Annotated in this window: 17 protein-coding genes; 13 read left to right on the top strand and 4 right to left on the bottom strand. The window is 70.2% G+C overall.

Annotation, left to right across the window (positions count from 1 at the left end):
• Positions 1-24: 24 nt before the first annotated feature.
• Entirely contained in the window at positions 25-1,218 is a 1,194-nt protein-coding gene (locus tag HV824_RS16465) for an aspartate kinase (RefSeq protein ID WP_176416490.1), read from the bottom strand.
• Positions 1,219-1,368: 150 nt separating this feature from the next.
• On the opposite strand from HV824_RS16465, the gene HV824_RS16460 reads away from it, so the two are divergent.
• The 4 genes from HV824_RS16460 to HV824_RS16445 are packed head-to-tail and all read left to right on the top strand — an operon-like array spanning position 1,369 to position 6,033.
• Complete coding sequence (locus tag HV824_RS16460) at positions 1,369-2,091, top strand: ABC transporter ATP-binding protein (protein ID WP_176416567.1); 723 nt, start codon at positions 1,369-1,371, stop codon at positions 2,089-2,091.
• A 30-nt stretch (positions 2,092-2,121) separates the two neighbouring features.
• Entirely contained in the window at positions 2,122-2,925 is an 804-nt protein-coding gene (locus tag HV824_RS16455; RefSeq protein ID WP_176416489.1) for an ABC transporter permease, read from the top strand.
• Between the two features lies 1 nt (position 2,926).
• Positions 2,927-4,498: a GldG family protein gene (locus HV824_RS16450; protein WP_176423701.1), complete on the top strand. Its 1,572-nt coding sequence runs from the start codon at positions 2,927-2,929 to the stop codon at positions 4,496-4,498.
• Complete coding sequence (locus tag HV824_RS16445) at positions 4,495-6,033, top strand: DUF4340 domain-containing protein (protein ID WP_176423700.1); 1,539 nt, start codon at positions 4,495-4,497, stop codon at positions 6,031-6,033. Before HV824_RS16450 ends, HV824_RS16445 begins: the two co-directional genes overlap by 4 nt.
• A 52-nt stretch (positions 6,034-6,085) precedes the next feature.
• On the opposite strand, the gene HV824_RS16440 is transcribed toward HV824_RS16445, so the two are convergent.
• Positions 6,086-6,790, bottom strand: a complete 705-nt coding sequence (locus tag HV824_RS16440; RefSeq protein ID WP_163780618.1) for a metallophosphoesterase — start codon at positions 6,788-6,790, stop codon at positions 6,086-6,088.
• Positions 6,774-7,598: a nucleotidyltransferase gene (locus tag HV824_RS16435; protein ID WP_176423707.1), complete on the bottom strand. Its 825-nt coding sequence runs from the start codon at positions 7,596-7,598 to the stop codon at positions 6,774-6,776. Before HV824_RS16435 ends, HV824_RS16440 begins: the two co-directional genes overlap by 17 nt.
• Positions 7,599-7,838: 240 nt before the next feature.
• Here HV824_RS16435 and HV824_RS16430 point away from each other — a divergent pair, with 240 nt between their 5' ends.
• The 9 genes from HV824_RS16430 to rpoZ all read left to right on the top strand — a co-directional run bounded on the left by HV824_RS16430 (position 7,839) and on the right by rpoZ (position 16,538).
• Complete coding sequence (locus tag HV824_RS16430) at positions 7,839-8,819, top strand: hypothetical protein (RefSeq protein WP_176423699.1); 981 nt, start codon at positions 7,839-7,841, stop codon at positions 8,817-8,819.
• A gap of 22 nt (positions 8,820-8,841) precedes the next feature.
• Entirely contained in the window at positions 8,842-9,384 is a 543-nt protein-coding gene (locus HV824_RS16425; RefSeq protein WP_176416485.1) for a sigma-70 family RNA polymerase sigma factor, read from the top strand.
• On the top strand, positions 9,381-10,160 hold the full coding sequence (locus HV824_RS16420; protein ID WP_176423698.1) for a zf-HC2 domain-containing protein: 780 nt from the start codon (positions 9,381-9,383) through the stop codon (positions 10,158-10,160). Before HV824_RS16425 ends, HV824_RS16420 begins: the two co-directional genes overlap by 4 nt.
• Positions 10,157-11,752, top strand: coding sequence for a caspase family protein (locus HV824_RS16415; protein ID WP_176423697.1), 1,596 nt, complete (start codon positions 10,157-10,159; stop codon positions 11,750-11,752). The genes HV824_RS16420 and HV824_RS16415 overlap by 4 nt, the downstream gene beginning before the upstream one ends.
• Positions 11,753-11,763: 11 nt before the next feature.
• Positions 11,764-12,723 (top strand): hypothetical protein, encoded by a 960-nt coding sequence (locus HV824_RS16410; protein WP_255208089.1) that lies wholly within the window; start codon positions 11,764-11,766, stop codon positions 12,721-12,723.
• Positions 12,724-12,796: 73 nt separating this feature from the next.
• A complete protein-coding gene (locus HV824_RS16405) occupies positions 12,797-14,086 on the top strand; it encodes an AmpG family muropeptide MFS transporter (protein WP_176423696.1) in 1,290 nt (429 codons plus the stop codon).
• Between the two features lie 105 nt (positions 14,087-14,191).
• Positions 14,192-15,829 (top strand): phosphoglucomutase (alpha-D-glucose-1,6-bisphosphate-dependent), encoded by a 1,638-nt coding sequence (gene pgm, locus HV824_RS16400; RefSeq protein ID WP_176423695.1) that lies wholly within the window; start codon positions 14,192-14,194, stop codon positions 15,827-15,829.
• Between the two features lie 5 nt (positions 15,830-15,834).
• Positions 15,835-16,185, top strand: a complete 351-nt coding sequence (locus tag HV824_RS16395; RefSeq protein ID WP_368670871.1) for a DoxX family protein — start codon at positions 15,835-15,837, stop codon at positions 16,183-16,185.
• A gap of 116 nt (positions 16,186-16,301) precedes the next feature.
• Positions 16,302-16,538 carry a DNA-directed RNA polymerase subunit omega gene (gene rpoZ / locus HV824_RS16390; protein ID WP_163780601.1) on the top strand — a complete coding sequence of 79 codons (237 nt, stop codon included), beginning with the start codon at positions 16,302-16,304 and terminating at the stop codon, positions 16,536-16,538.
• Positions 16,539-16,553: 15 nt separating this feature from the next.
• Here rpoZ and HV824_RS16385 read toward each other — a convergent pair whose 3' ends face one another.
• On the bottom strand, positions 16,554-17,033 hold the full coding sequence (locus HV824_RS16385) for an NUDIX hydrolase (RefSeq protein ID WP_176408973.1): 480 nt from the start codon (positions 17,031-17,033) through the stop codon (positions 16,554-16,556).
• Positions 17,034-17,045 lie beyond the last annotated feature (12 nt).

The raw sequence follows: 17,045 nt of genomic DNA, 5'->3' as shown, positions 1-17,045 counted from the left end.
CAAAAGCCCAGGGCGGGAAACGGCCTACCCTCCCAGGAGCTCCCGGTGCAGCCGGGCCGTGAGCGCCTTCAGGTGGGCTTTGTCCACCAGCAGCGTCAGTTGCAAAGGCGACGTATGGGCCGCGTGGACGTGCGCCCCCAGCTCCTCGGCGGCGGCCAGCGCGCGGCGCAGCGGCGCCCAGTCCGCGTTCAACCCCACGCCCACGCAGGTGACGGTGCCCAGGTCCTCGCGCCAGGACACCCCGTCACCGAAGCGCGTGGCCAGCTCCCGGCGCAGCGCATCCGAACCATGGATGTCCGCCAGGGGCACGGTGATGACCGTCCGGCGCGGCCCGCCCGCCGGGCCCTCGAAGTCCAGCGTCCGCCCGCGGACGGCGCGCGCGTCCAGGAACTCCAGCAGCTCGGGCAGGCGGATGGGCTCCGCGGCGGACAGCACGGCCATCTCCGCGTCGGCGGTGACGCCCTTGAGCCGGCTGTCTGTGGGGACAGCCAGCTCCTGGACCGCCGTGCCCGTTCCCTGGCCGTGCGCGGTGCGCGCGAGGATGGTGATGCCCCGGGCCTTGGCCCACTCCACCGCCTGCGCGTTGAGCACCTTGGCGCCCGCGCTCGCCAGCTCCTGCATCTCGTCGTAGCTCAGCGACTCCAGCTTGCGCGCGTCCGGCACCACGCGGGGGTCCGCGCTGAACACGCCGTCCACGTCCGAGTAGATTTCACACGCCTCCGCGTCCAGCGCCGCCGCCAGCGCCACCGCCGTCGTGTCCGAGCCGCCGCGCCCCAGCGTCGTCACTTCCTTCTTGAAGGAGACGCCCTGGTAGCCCGCGACGATGACGACCTTGCCCCGTGCCAGTTCGTCGTGGATGCGGTACGGACGCACCTCCACGATGCGGGCCTGCGCGTGCGCGTCCGTGGTGATGATGCCGCTCTGGCTGCCGGTGAAGCTGATGGCCGGCACGTCCAGCTCCTGGAGCGCCATGGAGAGCAGCGCCATGGAGATGCGCTCGCCACAGGTGAGCAGCATGTCCAGCTCGCGGCGCGGCGGGTCCGCCGAGACGCCCTTGGCCAGCGCCAGCAACTCGTCCGTGGTGTCGCCCATGGCGCTCACCACCACCACCACCTGATAGCCCGCCTCGCGCTTGTCCTTCACCCGCTGGGCGACCTTGCGGAGCTTCTCCACGCCGGCGACCGACGAGCCGCCGTACTTCTGGACCACGATTGGCATGATTCGACTCACTACCCCTGTTCGGTGTGTCCGGAAAACCACACGCGTGGGCCTCCTGCAGAAGTCCGGCCAGCCGCTGGACGACGCCCACACACGCAGTCGGTGTCGCCTTGACACGCCAATGTCGGGTTTAATACCGCGCCCATGCCGATGATCGAGGTCCAGCACCTCACCAAGCGATACCGAGAGCGGGTGGCCGTGGACGACCTCACCTTCCAGGTCGAGGCGGGTGAGATTCTCGGGTTCCTCGGCCCCAACGGGGCGGGCAAGTCCACCACCATGAAAATCCTCACCGGCTTCCTCCCGCCGTCGGAGGGGGTGGTCCGCGTCGGGGGCCATGACGTCGAAGCGCAGCCGCTGGAGGTGAAGCGCCGCATCGGCTACCTGCCGGAGCAGCCGCCGCTCTACGTGGAGATGACGGTGCGCGGCTACCTGCGCTTCGTGGCCTCGCTGAAGGGGCTGTCGGGGAGCGCCCTCAAGGCCGAGCTGGAGCGGGTGGCCACCCTCATGGGGGTGACGCACGTCATGGACCGCGTCATCCAAAACCTGTCCAAGGGCTACAAGCAGCGCGTGGGAATCGCCCAGGCGCTGCTCGGCTCACCGCCGGTGCTCATCCTGGACGAGCCCACCGAGGGCCTGGACCCCGCGCAGCGCGCCGAGCTTCGCGCCCTCATCAAGGGCCTGGCCGGCAAGCACACCGTCATCCTCTCCACGCACATCCTCCCGGAGGTCACGATGACGTGCCAGAAGGTGCTCATCATCCACCAGGGAAAGATGGCCGCGTACGACGACATCTCCCAGCTGGCCCGCATCCACGGGCAGGCGGAGAGCGCGTCGCTGGAAGAAGTCTTCATCAAGCTGACCGCCGCCTGAGCGCGGCCCCCTTTCAAGGACCCTGCCTCCATGCGCACCGCCCTGGCGATTGCCCGCAAGGAACTGTCCATCTCCTTCACCACGCCGTGGGCCTACGCCGTCTTCACGGCGATGGCGGCGCTGACGGCCTTCTACTTCACGGACCTGCTGCAGGCGTTCAACGACGTCCAGGGCGTGGCGCGCCGGGTGGGCTGGGCGCAGATGTCCCCGGACTTCAACATGTACCGCAACCTCACGGACGGGGTGGTGGTGGAGCTGTGGGGCAGCGTCCTGGTCATCACCCTGGTCGTCGCGCCGTTCCTGTCCATGCGGCTGTTCGCGGAGGAGAAGCGCAACCGCACCTTCGAGCTGCTGATGACGGCTCCGGTGCGGCCCATTGAAATCGTGCTGGGCAAGTACCTGGGCGGCCTGGGCGTCATCTGGGCCACGCTGGCGCTCACGCTCGTCTTCCCGCTGCTGCTGTCCGCGCTGGGCCACAGCGAGTCCGGGCCGGCGCTGGAGTGGTCCACCGTCCTGCTGGGCTACGGCGCGCTGCTGCTGTGGGGCGCCACCTGCATGGCCGTGGGCCTGTTCATCTCCGCGCTGACGGAGAGCCAGATGCTGGCGGCCTTCCTCACCTTCTGTGTCCTGCTGGCGTGGATGCTGCTGGGCCAGGTGGCCCGGCGCGCGGAGGAGCCGCTGCGCTCCGCGCTGTCCTACGTCGCCTGTGACCTCCAGTTGCAGGGGATGCTCAAGGGCGTGCTGGACGCACAGTCGCTGGTGTTCTTCGCCTCCGTCATCGGCTTCTCGCTCTTCCTCACCCACCGCGCGGTGGGTGCGCAGCGGTGGGCCTGACATGAAGGCCGCCAACGCCGGCAAGGTCCTGGGCGCGTTCGGACTGCTGCTGCTCCTGTCGAGTCCGTTCACCCTGCTGGTCACCTCAGACAGCGCCGTCACCGCCGCCGTGAAGGCCGGCGCGGGCCTGGTGCTGGTGGGCATCTACGGCGCGACGAACTACCGGCAGTTCGGCCAGTTCGCCACCCGCCGCGCCAGCAGCTTCTTCGCCACCACGGTGCTCACCACGCTGGGCGTGTTCGCCGGGCTGGTGGCGGTGAACTACCTGGCCTTCAAGCAGAACCGGCGCTGGGATTTGACGCAGGCGCGCATCCACACGCTGGCGCCGCAGACGGTGTCCACGCTGGCCGCGATTTCGGACCCGGTGCGCGCCATCGCGTTCATCACCCCGGCACATGCCCAGTACGCCCAGCTGGAAGCGCTCTTCGCGCTCTACCACGCCGAAGCGCCGGGGAAGTTCGAGTACACCTTCAAGGACCCGCGCCGCGGCCCGGACCTGGCCGCGAAGTACCAGGTGCGTGAGGGCCAGACGGCGGTGGTGCTGGTACGCGGCGAGGGCGAGCACGCCACGCACACGCTGCTCGCCACCGTGTCCGAGCAGGAGCTGACGCACGCGGTCCTCAAGCTGAACGCGGTGGGCACCCAAAAGGTGTATTTCGTCACCGGCCACGGGGAGTGGCCACTGGACAAGGAGCAGGCGCCGCCCAATGACCCGGGCGCCAGCCTGTCCGAGCTCCGGCGGCAGCTGCTCCAGGAGGGCTACACCGCGGAACCGCTGAACCTCGCGGGTGTCCAAGCCGTGCCACGGGACGCCGCGCTGGTCATCATCGCGGGGGCCCGGGCGCCCTACACCGCGCCGGAGAAGGAGGTGCTCCAGCGCTACCTCGCCTCTGGTGGACGCATGCTCTACTTCGCTGACGCCGGCCTGCGTGACGGCCTGGACGGACTGCTGGCCGAGCACGGCGTGCAGGTGGACGAGGGCATCGTCGCGGACGCGCAGTACAACAGCGGCAACCCCTTCGTGGTGCTGTCGCTCTTCTACAGCGACCACGAGATTGGCAAGCCGCTGCACCAGCGGGGACTCAACGTGGAGTTCCCCACCCCGCGCAGCCTGAGCCTGCTGCGCATGGGGATGGCGCCGGGCGTCCAGGTGCAGCCGGTGGTCCTCACGTCGCAGCATGGCTGGGTGGAGAGCACGCCGGAGGAGAACGCGGTGCCTTCGGATGGCGAGAAGACGGGCCAGTTGGTGCTGGTGGCCGCCGTGACGCGTGATACCCAGGCCTCGCCGGGCAAGCGCTTTGATGAAGCGCGCCTGGTGGTGATGGGGGACTCGGAGCTGCTCCTGGACCCGAATTGGGGCCATGAGCCCAACCGCAACCTGGTGATGAACGCGCTGGGCTGGGCGTCCAACCAGCTCACGAAGGTCACCATCCGCCCGCCGGACCGCGAGGTCTCCACGCTGGAGCTGGACGCGGCGGCGCTCAGCCGCATCCGCTTCTTCGCCACCGACCTCATGCCATTGACGCTGCTGGGCGTGGGCCTGGCCATCTGGCTGTCGAGGCGCAACAAGTGACGCCGCGTGGAGGAAGGTGGCGGTGGAGCACCCTCACCGTCGTCACGGCGGGCCTGGGGCTCGCGGCCTGTCCCGGGGAGAAGGCGTCCGACGCGAGCGAGGCCCGGCGGAGCGCCGACGCCCAGCAGCGCCTCTTCGTCACGGGGACGGAGGAGACGCGCGGTCAGGACGAAGGAGCGCCCGCGAAGCCCGTCTTCACCCACCTGACGGTGAGGGCTCGGGGCGCCACCACGGAGCTGGTTCGCGAGCAGGACGGCACGTGGAAGGTGACGGCGCCCGTGGCCGCGCGCGCGGAGGCGGCCGTGGTGGAGTCCATCCTCGGCACGCTGGCGTCTTCGAGCTTCAGCGCCACCGTGAAGGAGGCGCCCACCGACGCCGACCTGGACGCGTATGGCCTGAAGCCGCCCCTCTTCACCGTCACGGCCCGGGCCTATGTGCCAGACGCGCAGGGCCAAGGGGCGAAGGACCCCGCCCGCCAGCGCACGGTGACGCTGCACGGTGGCAAGGAGAACACCTACGACGGCTCCGTCTACGTGCGCCGTGACGCGGAGCCGGCGGTCCACTCCGCCGCGGGCACGGTGCGCTGGGCCCTGGACCGGGACACCTTCGCCCTGCGCGCCAAGGACCTCCTGGCGCCCCTGGACGCGCGTGCGCTGAAGCGCATCGACGTGAAGGCGCCGCAGGGTGCGTATCAACTGACGCGGGACGCGGACGGCACGGGCTGGCGGCTGGTCTCCCCGCTGGCCGCCAACGCGAACGCGACGCGTGTCGCGGACCTGGTGAAGGCCTTGGTGGAGCAGCGGGCACTCTCCTTCCCCGAAGACACACCAGAGACACGGAAGCGGTTGGGGCTGGAGACGCCGGTGGTGGACGCCCGCTTCACCGGCGGCCCGGGCGAGCCGGTGCGGGTGCGGATGTCCCGCGTGACGGACGACGGCGCCGCGCGCGCCTATGCGTTGCGCGAACAGGGGACGCAAGCCGTGCTGGGCGAGGTGCCCGAGGACGCCCTCGGCGTGCTGGACGTGAGCGCCCGGGAGCTGAAGGACCGGCGCGTGCTGGAGTTCCGGCGCCAGGACGTCCGCCGCATCGTGTTCCACCCGGGCGGTGGCGCGCCCGCCATCACCGTGGTGAACACGTCGGAAGCCACCGAAGGCGCCGGACACTGGGACATGGAGTCCCCGCGGCGGGGCAAGGCACAGCACTTCAAGCTCGCCTCGCTGCTGCGCGCGCTGGAAGGGCTGAAGGCGACGGGCTCTAGCGAGACGAACCCCAAGAATTGGGCTCGGTATGGCGTGACGGCGGACTCGCCCGGCGCCGTGCTGTTGGACTCGGATGGACGTGAGCTGGCGCGGCTCTGGCTGGGCACTGAAGTGCCCGACGAGCCCGGCACGCTCTACGCCCGCGGCGCTGGCCCCGACGTCCTCAAGGTGCCCGAGTCACGCCTGACGTTGCCCACCCGGCCCGAGGACTTGTTGGAAGCAGCGCCGGCCCCCGACGCGCCGAAGCCGCCCGCGAAGACGGAGCAGGCGCCCTGAGCGCCCTCCATTGAGAGACTGAGTGACGCCCCCGCGCCGCGCCGCGGGGGGCCTACACCTCCAGCAACACATACCGCTGGTCCGGAGTGTGCTTCGCCAGCAGGGGCATGGCCACGTTGTAGACGGGGATGCCGCTCTTCGTCTTCCCGCTGCGGGCGCCGTGGTGCGCGTGGCCGTGGAACACCGCCTCCGCGCCATAGTGGTCAATGGGCATGGACAGGCGGCTGGTGCCCAGGAAGGGGCGAATCTCGATGTTCTCCCCCTCCAGGGTCTCCGGCACCGGGGCGTAGTGCATGATGACCACCTTCTTCTCCATGTCGAGGTGGCTCAGCGCGGCCTCCAGCTTGAGCGACTCCGTGACGGCCTCCTGCACGAAGCCCTTCGTCTGGCCCTCGCCGAAGGCCTGGAGCGTCGCGTTGCCGAAGCCGCCGCCAAACCCCTTCACGCCCGCCACGCCCAGCACCTTCTCGAAGATGAAGTGGTCTCCATCCAAGATGTGGACGCCGACCTTGGCCAGCTCGCCGCAGATCTCCTTCACCTGGTTGTGCTCGTAGTCGTGGTTGCCCAGCACCGCCGCGCAGGGGACGCGGAGCGCGGACAGCTCCTCCGCCAGCACCTTGCCCTCTTCAATCATCCCGCGGTCCGTGAGGTCGCCGCACAACACGAGCAGGTCCGCCGTGGCGTTCACCTGCTTGACCAGGTGCCGGAAGCGGCCGTGGTGGTCCTCCCGGCAGTGCAGGTCACCGACCGCCGCCAACCGAATTTTCGAGCCCGGATCGCGCGCCACTCTCGTCCTCCCGCTGTCGTTCGATTTCGTCCCAGGACCTCCCGTCACCGAAGCCCCAGTGGTGGATGTCCACGTGATAGTTCACGCGGGAAATCAGGTTGCCGCGGCACAGCTTCTCTTCCCAGCGCCCCTCGCGCAGGGTGTGCAGCGTGCGACTCATCAGCTCCGCCATCACCCATTCGGGGATGGCGTCCCGCTCGGACGGATAGGCGAAGCGGAACATCATGAGGTGGCTGAGCAGGACCTCCCAGTACCGGTCGAAGCGGCGCAACATCCGCTCCCAGTCCATGTTCCGGCCCGCCTTCAGCAGCAGGTGGTTCACGTCCGCGCCATCATACCGCTCGCGCTCGTTGACGAAGGCCTTGGACCAGATCATCTCCTCCGCGGGGGCCACCAGACACTCGTGCCCGAAGATGGTGGCGCGCGGGGCGTGTTCGAACCACGCGTCGTCCACCACCGCCACGCCGTTGCCGGAGGAGAAGATGAAGTCGACGAAGTAGTCGCCCTTGAAGGCCTTGTAGAGCCAGACCTCGTCCGCGCGCTCGGTGCGCCAGCCGTCCTTCTCCAGGACCTGCAGCGCCCGGAGCGCGTCCGCCTTCCGGGGGAAGAGGTCCAAGTCCTTCGTGTCGCGGTAGATGCCGGTGTACGTCGCATAGGCGTAGGCCCCCCCCACGACGAAGGGCACCCCTGCGTCTTTGAGCAGCCCGACGGCCCGGGCCCGGGCGTTGATTTCGTCCGGGGCCCGCTCATGCTCGGCCAGCTGCGCGTCCGTACCCATCTCGCCGGGATGGTTGGGGTGTCTCTTTTCCATGGCCGAAAGGTAGGGACGGAGAAATTCGGACGTCCGCCGGCGCGGAATAGATGCCTGGGGAGCGGGCAGCCAACCTACAAACATCGTGATTCCGGACGTTTCGCGCACCGAGCGGGCGCCTTTTCCGTTTTCCGGCCGAGCTGTGTCCATGAAGGCAGACACGCTGCTGCACGGCCCGCCGGGGGCCGTTTGAAGGGAACGTGAACCATGCTGCGCAAGAGCCTGCTGTGTGCCGCCCTGCTGATGACGGGTTGTGACAACGCGACGAGCGACGAAGACGCCTTCCGGGACGGGCTGCCCTCCAAGGAGATGGTGGAGATGCGCTCGCCCTCCCGGAACAACGGGCAGGGGCTGACGGCCTTCTACGGTGAAGGCGAACAGGCGGAGTACTACCGGGCGACGGTGGCGGCGGCGGCCACCTTCAACCTCGGCACGGTGGGCGTGCTCAACCTCATCGAGGACATCGTCCAGCACGTCCCCACCTCCATCAATGGAGACGTGGCCGTGTGGGGCCCCCATGCCGGCCCGCTCGACGCGGTGGCGTGGCGGCTGACCGTCACCCGCACGGGCGACCACAGCTACACCTGGGTCCTGGAGGGCCAGGACAAGAACGAGGCGGACAGCGCCTTCGTGGCCTTCCTCTCCGGCGCGCACACCGCCTCGGTGAACGCTGACGGTGAGCGCGTCGCGGGCCACGGCTCCGGTGAGTTCCTCATCGACTGGGACCGGGCGAGCACGCTGCCCGGCGCCACGGGCGACGACGTGGGCACCGCGGAGATTCGCTACGCGCGCGTCGCCGGAGCGGCGGAGTCCTCCGTGGCGGCGGACCTCCACCAGATTCGCGACGAGGAGCGCCCGGACACCCGCGTGGACGCCGTCTACCGCTTCAAGCAGGGCGACGGCGCGGGCGGCGAGCTGGACTTCGTCATCCGCAAGGACATCGACACGGACCCGCGCCGCGCGGCGCTGGAGAACCTGGCCATCAAGAGCCGCTGGGAGGCGACGGGCTCGGGTCGCGCGGACATCAAGCTGTCAGGCGGGGACCTGTTCGGTGAGGCCACGCTGAGTGAATGCTGGGACAGCAACTTCCTGAGCGCCTACTTCGCCATCAGCGTCAATCCGGTCCTGGGTTATGGCGAGCTGAGCGCCTGCGGAAACTTCAGCGCCGCCGTCTACTCCACGCTGTGACGCACGCGGTAGTCTGCGCCGTGTGACGGGAACGAGCCGGCCACTCCTCCAGGTGATTCCAGGCGGTCCGAAACAGGACCGGCGGGCCTTCCTGCGGGAGTTGTATATGAAACATGGCGGCAGCGTGCTGGGGCGCTGCCGCTACCTGTTGAAGGACGCGGCGAAGGCGGAGGATGCGATGCACGACGTGTTCGCCCGCGCCCTCACGCACGGCGAGGACTTCCGCGCGGAGTCCTCGCCGCTGACGTGGCTGATGAAGATTGCCACCCACCACTGCCTCAACCAGCTCCGCGGTGAGCGCGCCGGCTGGCGGCAGTGGTTCGAACGGGACGCCGCCGCCCGTCCCGAAGGCCATGGCGGACAGGAGGCCATGGAGACGCGGGACCTGGTGCGCCGGCTGCTGGCGCGCGTGGACGTGGAGACGCAGGCGGCCGCCATCCACTACCACGTCGATGGAATGACGCTGGAAGAAGTGGCCACGCTGCTGGGCCGCTCGGTGCCCACCATCCGCAAGCGGCTGGAGCACTTCGCGGCGCTGGGCGGAGAGGAGCTGAAGGTCCCATGAGCGCGCACGAATCGGAATGGACGCTGCGCCGGCTGAGCGCCGGAGAGCTGACCGCCACCGAGGCCGCCCGCGTCCAGGCCCATGCGGCCTCGTGCGAGGCCTGCGCCCAGGCCCTGCGCGGCATCCACGAAGCCCAGGCGCGGTTCGAGGCGGACGTCCCCTTCGAGCGCTTCGAGGCCGGCGTGGAGCAGGCCCTGCGACGGCGGCAGGACGCCGCCCGGCCGCCGCCGCGCCGCTGGGTGGCGACGACGGTGGCCATTGCCGCGTCCCTGCTGGTCGTGGTGCTGGTGCGCCCGCTCCTGGGCTCCAGCGCCGAGTCCAGAAACACCGTGGGGCTCAACCGCCTCAAGGGCGGCGCGACGGCGGAGCTGCGCATCGGCGGGGGGCTGGGCCCGCAGCGGGAGGCCATTCCGGGCAGGCCCGAAGCGATAGACCCGGGTGAGCGGGTGATGCTGGGCTACAAGGCGGGAGCGCACCGCTACGTGGCCGCGCTGTCGGTGGACGCCATTGGCGAGGTGACGCCGCTGCATCCGGAGGACGGGGCCAGCGCGCCCGTGGCCCCCGGCAGCCGGCTGCACTGGCTGCCCGGAGGTTGGGAGTTCACCGGCTCCGGAGCGGAGCGCGTCATCGTGGTGCTCAGCGACGAGCCCCTGCCCCAGGAGACGCTGGTGGAAGCCGCCCGGCGCGCCTTTGCCCAGGCGGATGGCGACGTCGGGCGGATGGCCGAGCTGGAAGTCCCTGGAGCGCAGACACACTGGGTGCTGCAGAAGCCATGAGCCGCTCGTCCTGCCTCACGCGCGCCCTGGCGCTGGTGCTCGCCCTGGCGGCCTCCGCCGCGGACGCGGACACGCTGCGCCGCTTCGCGCTGGTGGCCGGCAATGACCAGGGCGGCGCCGACACGCGTCCGCTTCGCTTCGCCCGGGACGACGCCCGGAAGATGCACGCGCTCCTGCTCCGCCTGGGCGGCGTGGCGCCCGTGGACGCGAAGCTGCTGCTGAACGAAGACGCGCGGGACTTCCTGGCGGCCCTGGCGGAGCTGGAGCAGCGCGCCCGCGCGGCCCGGGCAAGAGGCGAGCGCACCGCGCTGTTCGTCTACTACTCCGGCCACGCCAAGGACGGCGCGCTGCGGCTGGGGGACACGCGGCTGGGGTTCGACGACCTCAAGCGCCGGCTCGCGGAGGCCTCCTCGGACATCCGCATCGCCGTCCTGGATTCATGCCGCTCCGGCGCGATGACGCGCACCAAGGGCGCGCGGCGGGCCCCGGCGTTCGACATCGAGTCGGGGGCGAGCCGCGACGCGCGCGGGCTGGTCATCCTCACGTCCAGCGCGGCGGACGAGGACTCGCAGGAGTCGGACGCGCTGGCGGGCAGCTACTTCTCACACCACCTGGCCAGCGGGCTGCTGGGGGACGCGGACCGCAGCGGCGACGGCCGGGTGACGCTCTTCGAGGCGTACTCCCACGCCTATGCCCGCACGGTGGCGGACACGGCGGCCAGCAGCGCGGGGCCGCAGCATCCGACGTTCAGCTACGACCTGGCGGGCAACGGAGACCTGGTCCTCACGGACCTGCGCGCCAGCGGCGGAGGGCTCATCGTCCCGGGCGCGGCGCCGGTGGGCACCTACTACTTCGTGGACCCGGGTGGCCTCGTCGTGGCGGAGCTGGACAAGGCGGCGGACGTGGAGCGGCGCGTGGCGCTGGCGCCGGGCACCTACCGCGTGAAGCGCCGGCTCCCGGACCGGCTGCGCATCGGCGAGGTGGAGGTGCGAAGGGGCCATCAGGCGGTGCTGCACGAGGCGCGGCTCCAGGACGCGCCCTTCTCCGACGACCCGGTGAAGGGCGGCCCGCGCGCGGATGGCGCGTGGTGGACGCTGGGGCTGGCGGGCGGCGTGCAGTCCTACTTCGACGCGCCCACGCGCGACTCGCTGTTCCTGTCGGTGGGGATGGTGGGCGCGGAGGCCCAACTCCACGACTACTTCCGCCGAGACTGGGTCTGGGGGTTGGACGTGGCCATGGGCAGCCGGCGGGCGGTGCTGATGCTCCCGACGCTGACGGGCCCGGGGTACCGCTACTCGATGACGAGCGTGGGCACGTCCCTGACGTCCGAGTGGCCCATGGGCCGCGTGGCGCCCTTCCTGGGCGCGCGGATGGCGTGGCTCATCATGCGCCGCGACTTCGAGGACGAAGCCCTCCCAGACCAGCAGTTCGCCATGTTCTCGCCCGGACTGGTGGCGGGCATCCGCTGGAGTCCCCTGTCCCGGCTGCACCTCACGGCGCGAGCCCGGACCCACTACCTGCTCTACAACGTCGATGCGCAACGCTCATTGGGTTTCTGGGAGCTGGGCGCGCTGGTGACGTACCAGCCATGAAGGAGCACGCGATGCGAAACGTCATGGTGGCCTGTCTGTGCCTGGCGCTGGCCGCGTGCGGCGGCGACTTCTCCAACGACGACCTGGAGTTCCTCAACGCGCTGCCGCTGCGCGAGGACCTGGCCGCGAAGCTGCCCGCGAAGAGCGCGGGGCGCTCGGGCGGTGGGCTGGCGACACGGCCCTCCGCGCTGGTGGTGCGCCTGGGCGAGCCCTCCAAGCTGATGGGCGACACGGAGGAGACAGGGCGCGCCTTCAACGCGAGCGTGGACGCCCTCCTCTCCCTGTTGGAGGACATCCGGAGCCAGCCCCCGACGACGCGCGAGCCGGACCGTCGGGTGTGGGGGCCCTACCGGGACCCGCGCCACGCGGGCCATGACGTCCGCTTCGTGATGACGCGCGCGGCGCTGAGCTTCGACTACCGGCTCGAGTACCGGAAGACGGGCGCGGGCGAGGCCGGGTGGTGGGCCTTCCTGGGCGGCACCTTCGAAGCGGACGCCGGCATCCGCAAGGGCGTGGGCAACCTCCACCTGGACGTGGAGCGGGCGCGGCAGGAGGGCCTGCCCACCAACGACGTGGCGGCGCTCCGGCGGCTGGACATCCACTACCAGACGAAGGCGCTGCCCACCCGGGTGGAGCTGGCCTTCACGCCCAGGGACGGCGCCTTCCCCGTGGCGCGGTACACGTACCGCGAGGCCCAGGACAGCCTGGGGGAGATGCAGTTCCTGATGCCCGGGCAGGACCTGGTGCCGGGCGGGCTGCTGGAGGACCTGAGCCTGACGACGCGCTGGGCCCCGGACGGCCGGGGCATGGCGGTGCTGGACGTGCTGAGCGGCGACATCCGGGGCGCGAAGTACACCGAGTGCTGGGACGGCCAGGGCCGCGTCACCTTCACGGCGCGCAGCTGGGACTTCTTCAATCCCACCGAGGGCGAGCGCGCCACCTGCCCGGACTTCTCCGCGCTGGACGGCTAGGCAGCCGAGCGGACATTCCCGCGCATGGATGGTGACGCGCGGGGTGGATTCTCTATGCTGGCCGCAGTCCTCCATGTCCAAGCCCTCCATCCTCGAAGTGCTCAAGAGCCGGCGCATCTGGCTGCTCGTCGCCGTTGGTTTCGCCTCCGGCCTGCCCCTGTGGCTGACAGGCGTCACGCTGTCGGCGTGGATGAAGGACGAAGGCGTCAACTTGAAGACGATTGGCGTCTTCAGCCTCGTGAGCATGCCGTACACCTTCAAGGTGCTCTGGGCGCCGTTGATGGACCGCTACACCCTGCCCTTCCTGGGCCGGCGGCGCGGGTGGATGCTGGTGACGCAGGTGCTGCTCATGGGGGCCATTGCCGCCATGGGCCTGGTGAATCCCAAGGACGCGCCGGTGAGCATGGCCGCCCTGGCGGTGCTGGTGACGTTCCTTTCCGCCAGCCAGGACATCGTCGCGGACGCGTGGCGCACGGACATCCTCCCCGTGGAGGAGCGCGGGCTCGGCAACTCCACGTACATCACCGGCTACCGCCTGGGCATGCTCACCGCGGGCGCCCTGGCCCTGACGCTGTCGGACCTCACCGGCTGGTCCCAGACGTACTTCATCATGGGCCTGCTGATGGCCGTGGGCGTGGTGGCCACGCTCCTGGCCCCGGAGCCCCAGGGCTCGAAGCCGCCGCGCAACTTGACGGACGCGGTGGTGAAGCCCTTCGTGGAGTACTTCACGCGCAAGGGCGCCGTCGCCGTCATCCTCTTCCTGGTGCTCTACAAGCTGGGAGACGCCATCGCCGCCGGCATGGTGACGCCCTTCTACAAGGAGCTGGGCTTCTCCAACACGGAGATTGGCGCGCTCAGCAAGGGCCTGGGCATGGTGTCCACCATCGCGGGTGGACTGCTGGCCGGCGTGGTGATGGTGAAGCTGGGCACGCGACGCAGCCTCTTCATCTTCGGCGCGGCGCAGGCCCTCACCAACCTGATGTTCATGGGGCTGGCGCTGGTGGGGAAGAACGACCTGATGCTGGCGGCCACCATCACCGTGGACAACCTCTGCGGCGGCCTGGCCGTGACGGCCTTCGCCGCCTACCTGATGTCGCTGTGCCACAAGAGCTTCAGCGCCACGCAGTACGCGCTCCTGTCCGCGCTGGGCACGGTGGCCAACCGCCTCATCTCCGCCTCCTCCGGCTACCTGGCCGAATGGCTCGGCTGGCCCACCTTCTTCGCCGGCACCGTGCTGCTCGCCGTGCCCGCGCTGGTGCTGCTCGCGTTCCTCCCGGAGGACGCGGCCGCTCCGGCCGACGAGGCCCCGGAGCCCGAGCCCCAGGGAGGGTCCTCATCCAGCGTGGTGGCCGCGGCCCGCTGAATCACCGCCGGAATCCCGGGGCCGGCACGGCCCGGGTGTAACGCGGTGCACGCTCGCCAGAATCGTCGCGCCTTCCTCCGCGCGGCATGGCTATGTTCCGCGGCCATGGCACACCCGCTCGCTGGCAAGCCCCCACCGGAAGACCTCCTCATCGACCCCGAGAAGCTGCGCGCCGCGTACTTCTCCGGCCGGCCCGACGTGGGCGTGGCGGAGCAGCGCGTCGCCTTCGGCACCTCCGGGCACCGTGGCTCCTCCGCGCGAAACAGCTTCAACGAAGGCCACATCGTCGCGGTGACGCAGGCCATCTGCGAGTACCGCCAGCAGCAGGGCATCAACGGCCCGCTCTTCCTGGGCATGGACACCCATGCCCTCTCCACCCCCGCGCAGCAGACGGCGCTGGAGGTGCTGGCGGCGAACGGCGTGCAGGTGCGCTTCACGGACGGCGCCACGCCCACGCCCGTCATCTCCCACGCCATCCTCACGTACAACCGCGGCCGCACCGCGGGGCTCGCGGACGGCATCGTCATCACCCCGTCCCACAACCCGCCGGAAGACGGTGGCATCAAGTACAACCCGCCCAACGGCGGCCCCGCGGACACGAACGTCACCTCCGTCATCGAGAAGCGCGCCAACGCGCTGCTGGGCGCGGGCAACGCGGGCGTGCAGCGCATCCCTTTCGAGCGCGCGCGCACCGCGCCCACGGTGAAGCCGTATGACTTCATCACCCCGTACGTGGAGGACCTGGGCAGCGTCATCGACATGGAGGCCCTGCGCGGCGCGAAGCTGCGCATCGGCGCGGACCCGCTCGGCGGCTCCAACGTCGCGTACTGGGAGCCCATCGCCGCGCGCTATGGGCTGAACCTGCACGTGGTGAACCCCACGGTGGACCCGACGTTCCGGTTCATGCCGCTGGACCACGACGGGAAGATTCGCATGGACTGCTCGTCCCCGTATGCCATGGCGAACCTGGTGCGGCTCAAGGACGCGTATGACATCGCGTTTGGCAACGACGCGGACTCGGACCGGCACGGCATCGTCACCCGCAGCCTGGGGCTGATGAACCCGAACCACTACCTGGCGGTCGCCATCGACTACCTCTATCGCAACCGGCCCGGCTGGAAGCCCGGCACCGCGGTGGGCAAGACGCTGGTGAGCAGCAGCCTCATCGACCGCGTGGCGACGGATTTGGGCCGCCGCGTCGTCGAGGTGCCGGTGGGCTTCAAGTGGTTCGTGGACGGGCTGCTGGACGGCTCGCTCGGCTTCGGCGGCGAGGAGAGCGCCGGCGCGTCCTTCCTCCGCAAGGACGGCACGGTGTGGACCACGGACAAGGACGGCATCATCCTGGACCTGCTGGCGGTGGAACTGCTCGCGCGCACCGGGAAGGACCCCGGCGAGCACTACCAGGCCCTGGCGGCGAAGTTCGGCGCGCCGCACTACACGCGCATCGACCAGCCGGCCACCGCCGCGCAGAAGGCCGCGCTGAAGAAGCTGTCCCCGGAGGCGGTGAAGGCCACCACGCTGGCCGGTGAGCCCATCCTCCAGCGCCTCACGCGCGCGCCCGGCAACAACGCGGACATCGGCGGGCTCAAGGTGGTGGCGGAGAACGGCTGGTTCGCCGCGCGGCCCTCCGGCACCGAGGACGTCTACAAAATCTACGCGGAGAGCTTCCGAGACGAAGCCCACCTCCAAGCCATCCTCCAAGAGGCGCGCGCCATCGTCGGCGAGGCGTTCGCGTCCACTTGAGCGGCGTGAAGCTCGTGCTTCAGTACGTGCTCGCCCTGCTGATGGTGGGCGCGGGGCTGAACCACTTCCGCAACCCGCGCATGTACCAGCGCATCATGCCCCCGTACCTGCCGTTTCACGGGCCGCTGGTGTTCTGGAGCGGCGTGGCGGAGGTGCTGCTGGGCGTGGGCCTGGTCATCCCCCAGACGAGCCGGCTGGCCGCCTGGGGCCTCATCGCCCTGTTCATCGTTGTCTTCCCGGCCAACCTCCACATGGTGCGGCACCCGGAGCGGTTCCGGAAAATCCCCCCGGCCCTGCTCTGGCTGCGGCTGCCCCTGCAGGCGGTCCTCATCCTCTGGGCCTGGTGGTACACCTGAGCTGAAAGCGCCTGTCCGCCCGGCCGCCCTCCGGTGCGTCCTTCCTTGACTCGCCGGGGGGTGCTCTTTAGGTTCAGAGGCTTCCAGTAGCCCCACCGAAATCCGAAGGACGTTCCATGGCTCGCGTTACCGTCGAAGACTGCCTCCCCCTCGTCGACAACCGGTTCGCGCTGGTGCTGCTCGGCGCCAAGCGCGCGCGGCAGCTGATGGCGGGTGCCCGCCCCATCCTTGATCAGTCCAAGAACAAGCCCCCCGTGCTGTCCCTGCGCGAGGTGGCCACCGGCCGCGTGAAGTTCGACCGTGACGTGCGCGAGGCGCTGTCCGGCAAGTACCAGGGCGACGAGCCCAAGTAGTCCCCGCGGTGCGCTTCAGCCCCCTTCCTTCCCGGCAACGCTCGCCGGGGAGGGGGCTTCGGGGAGCAGGCCCTGGGAGCGCAACCAGCGCACCGCCCGCGAGGCAACGGCCTTCTCTCCTTTGTAGCCCAGCAGCGGCACCAGTTGAACGACCGGCACCCAGCGCACCTCGTCCACTTCGATGCGCGGCCCCGGCAGCGGCCCCAGCTCTCCCTCCTGATAGCGGAACAGGAAGAAGTGGACGCGCTTGAAGATGCGCTGTCCGCGGAACTGGTACACGTAGCGAATCTCGCCCAGCGGGGCCATGAGCGACACGGACAGCCCCGTCTCCTCACGCACCTCGCGGCTCGCCGTCTGCTCCGGCGACTCACCTGGGTCCACGTGCCCTTTGGGGAGCGCCCACAAGGTGCGGCCATGGGGACGGATGACGGCCACCTCCCAGTGGCCGGCACTCTCCCGGATGACGACACCGCCTGCGGACGCCTCGCGTGGCATACCCGCCCACCC

This window comes from Myxococcus sp. AM009 (assembly GCF_013372605.1).
GTDB lineage: Bacteria > Myxococcota > Myxococcia > Myxococcales > Myxococcaceae > Myxococcus > Myxococcus vastator.
This window is presented reverse-complemented; position numbering and strand designations above follow the sequence as displayed.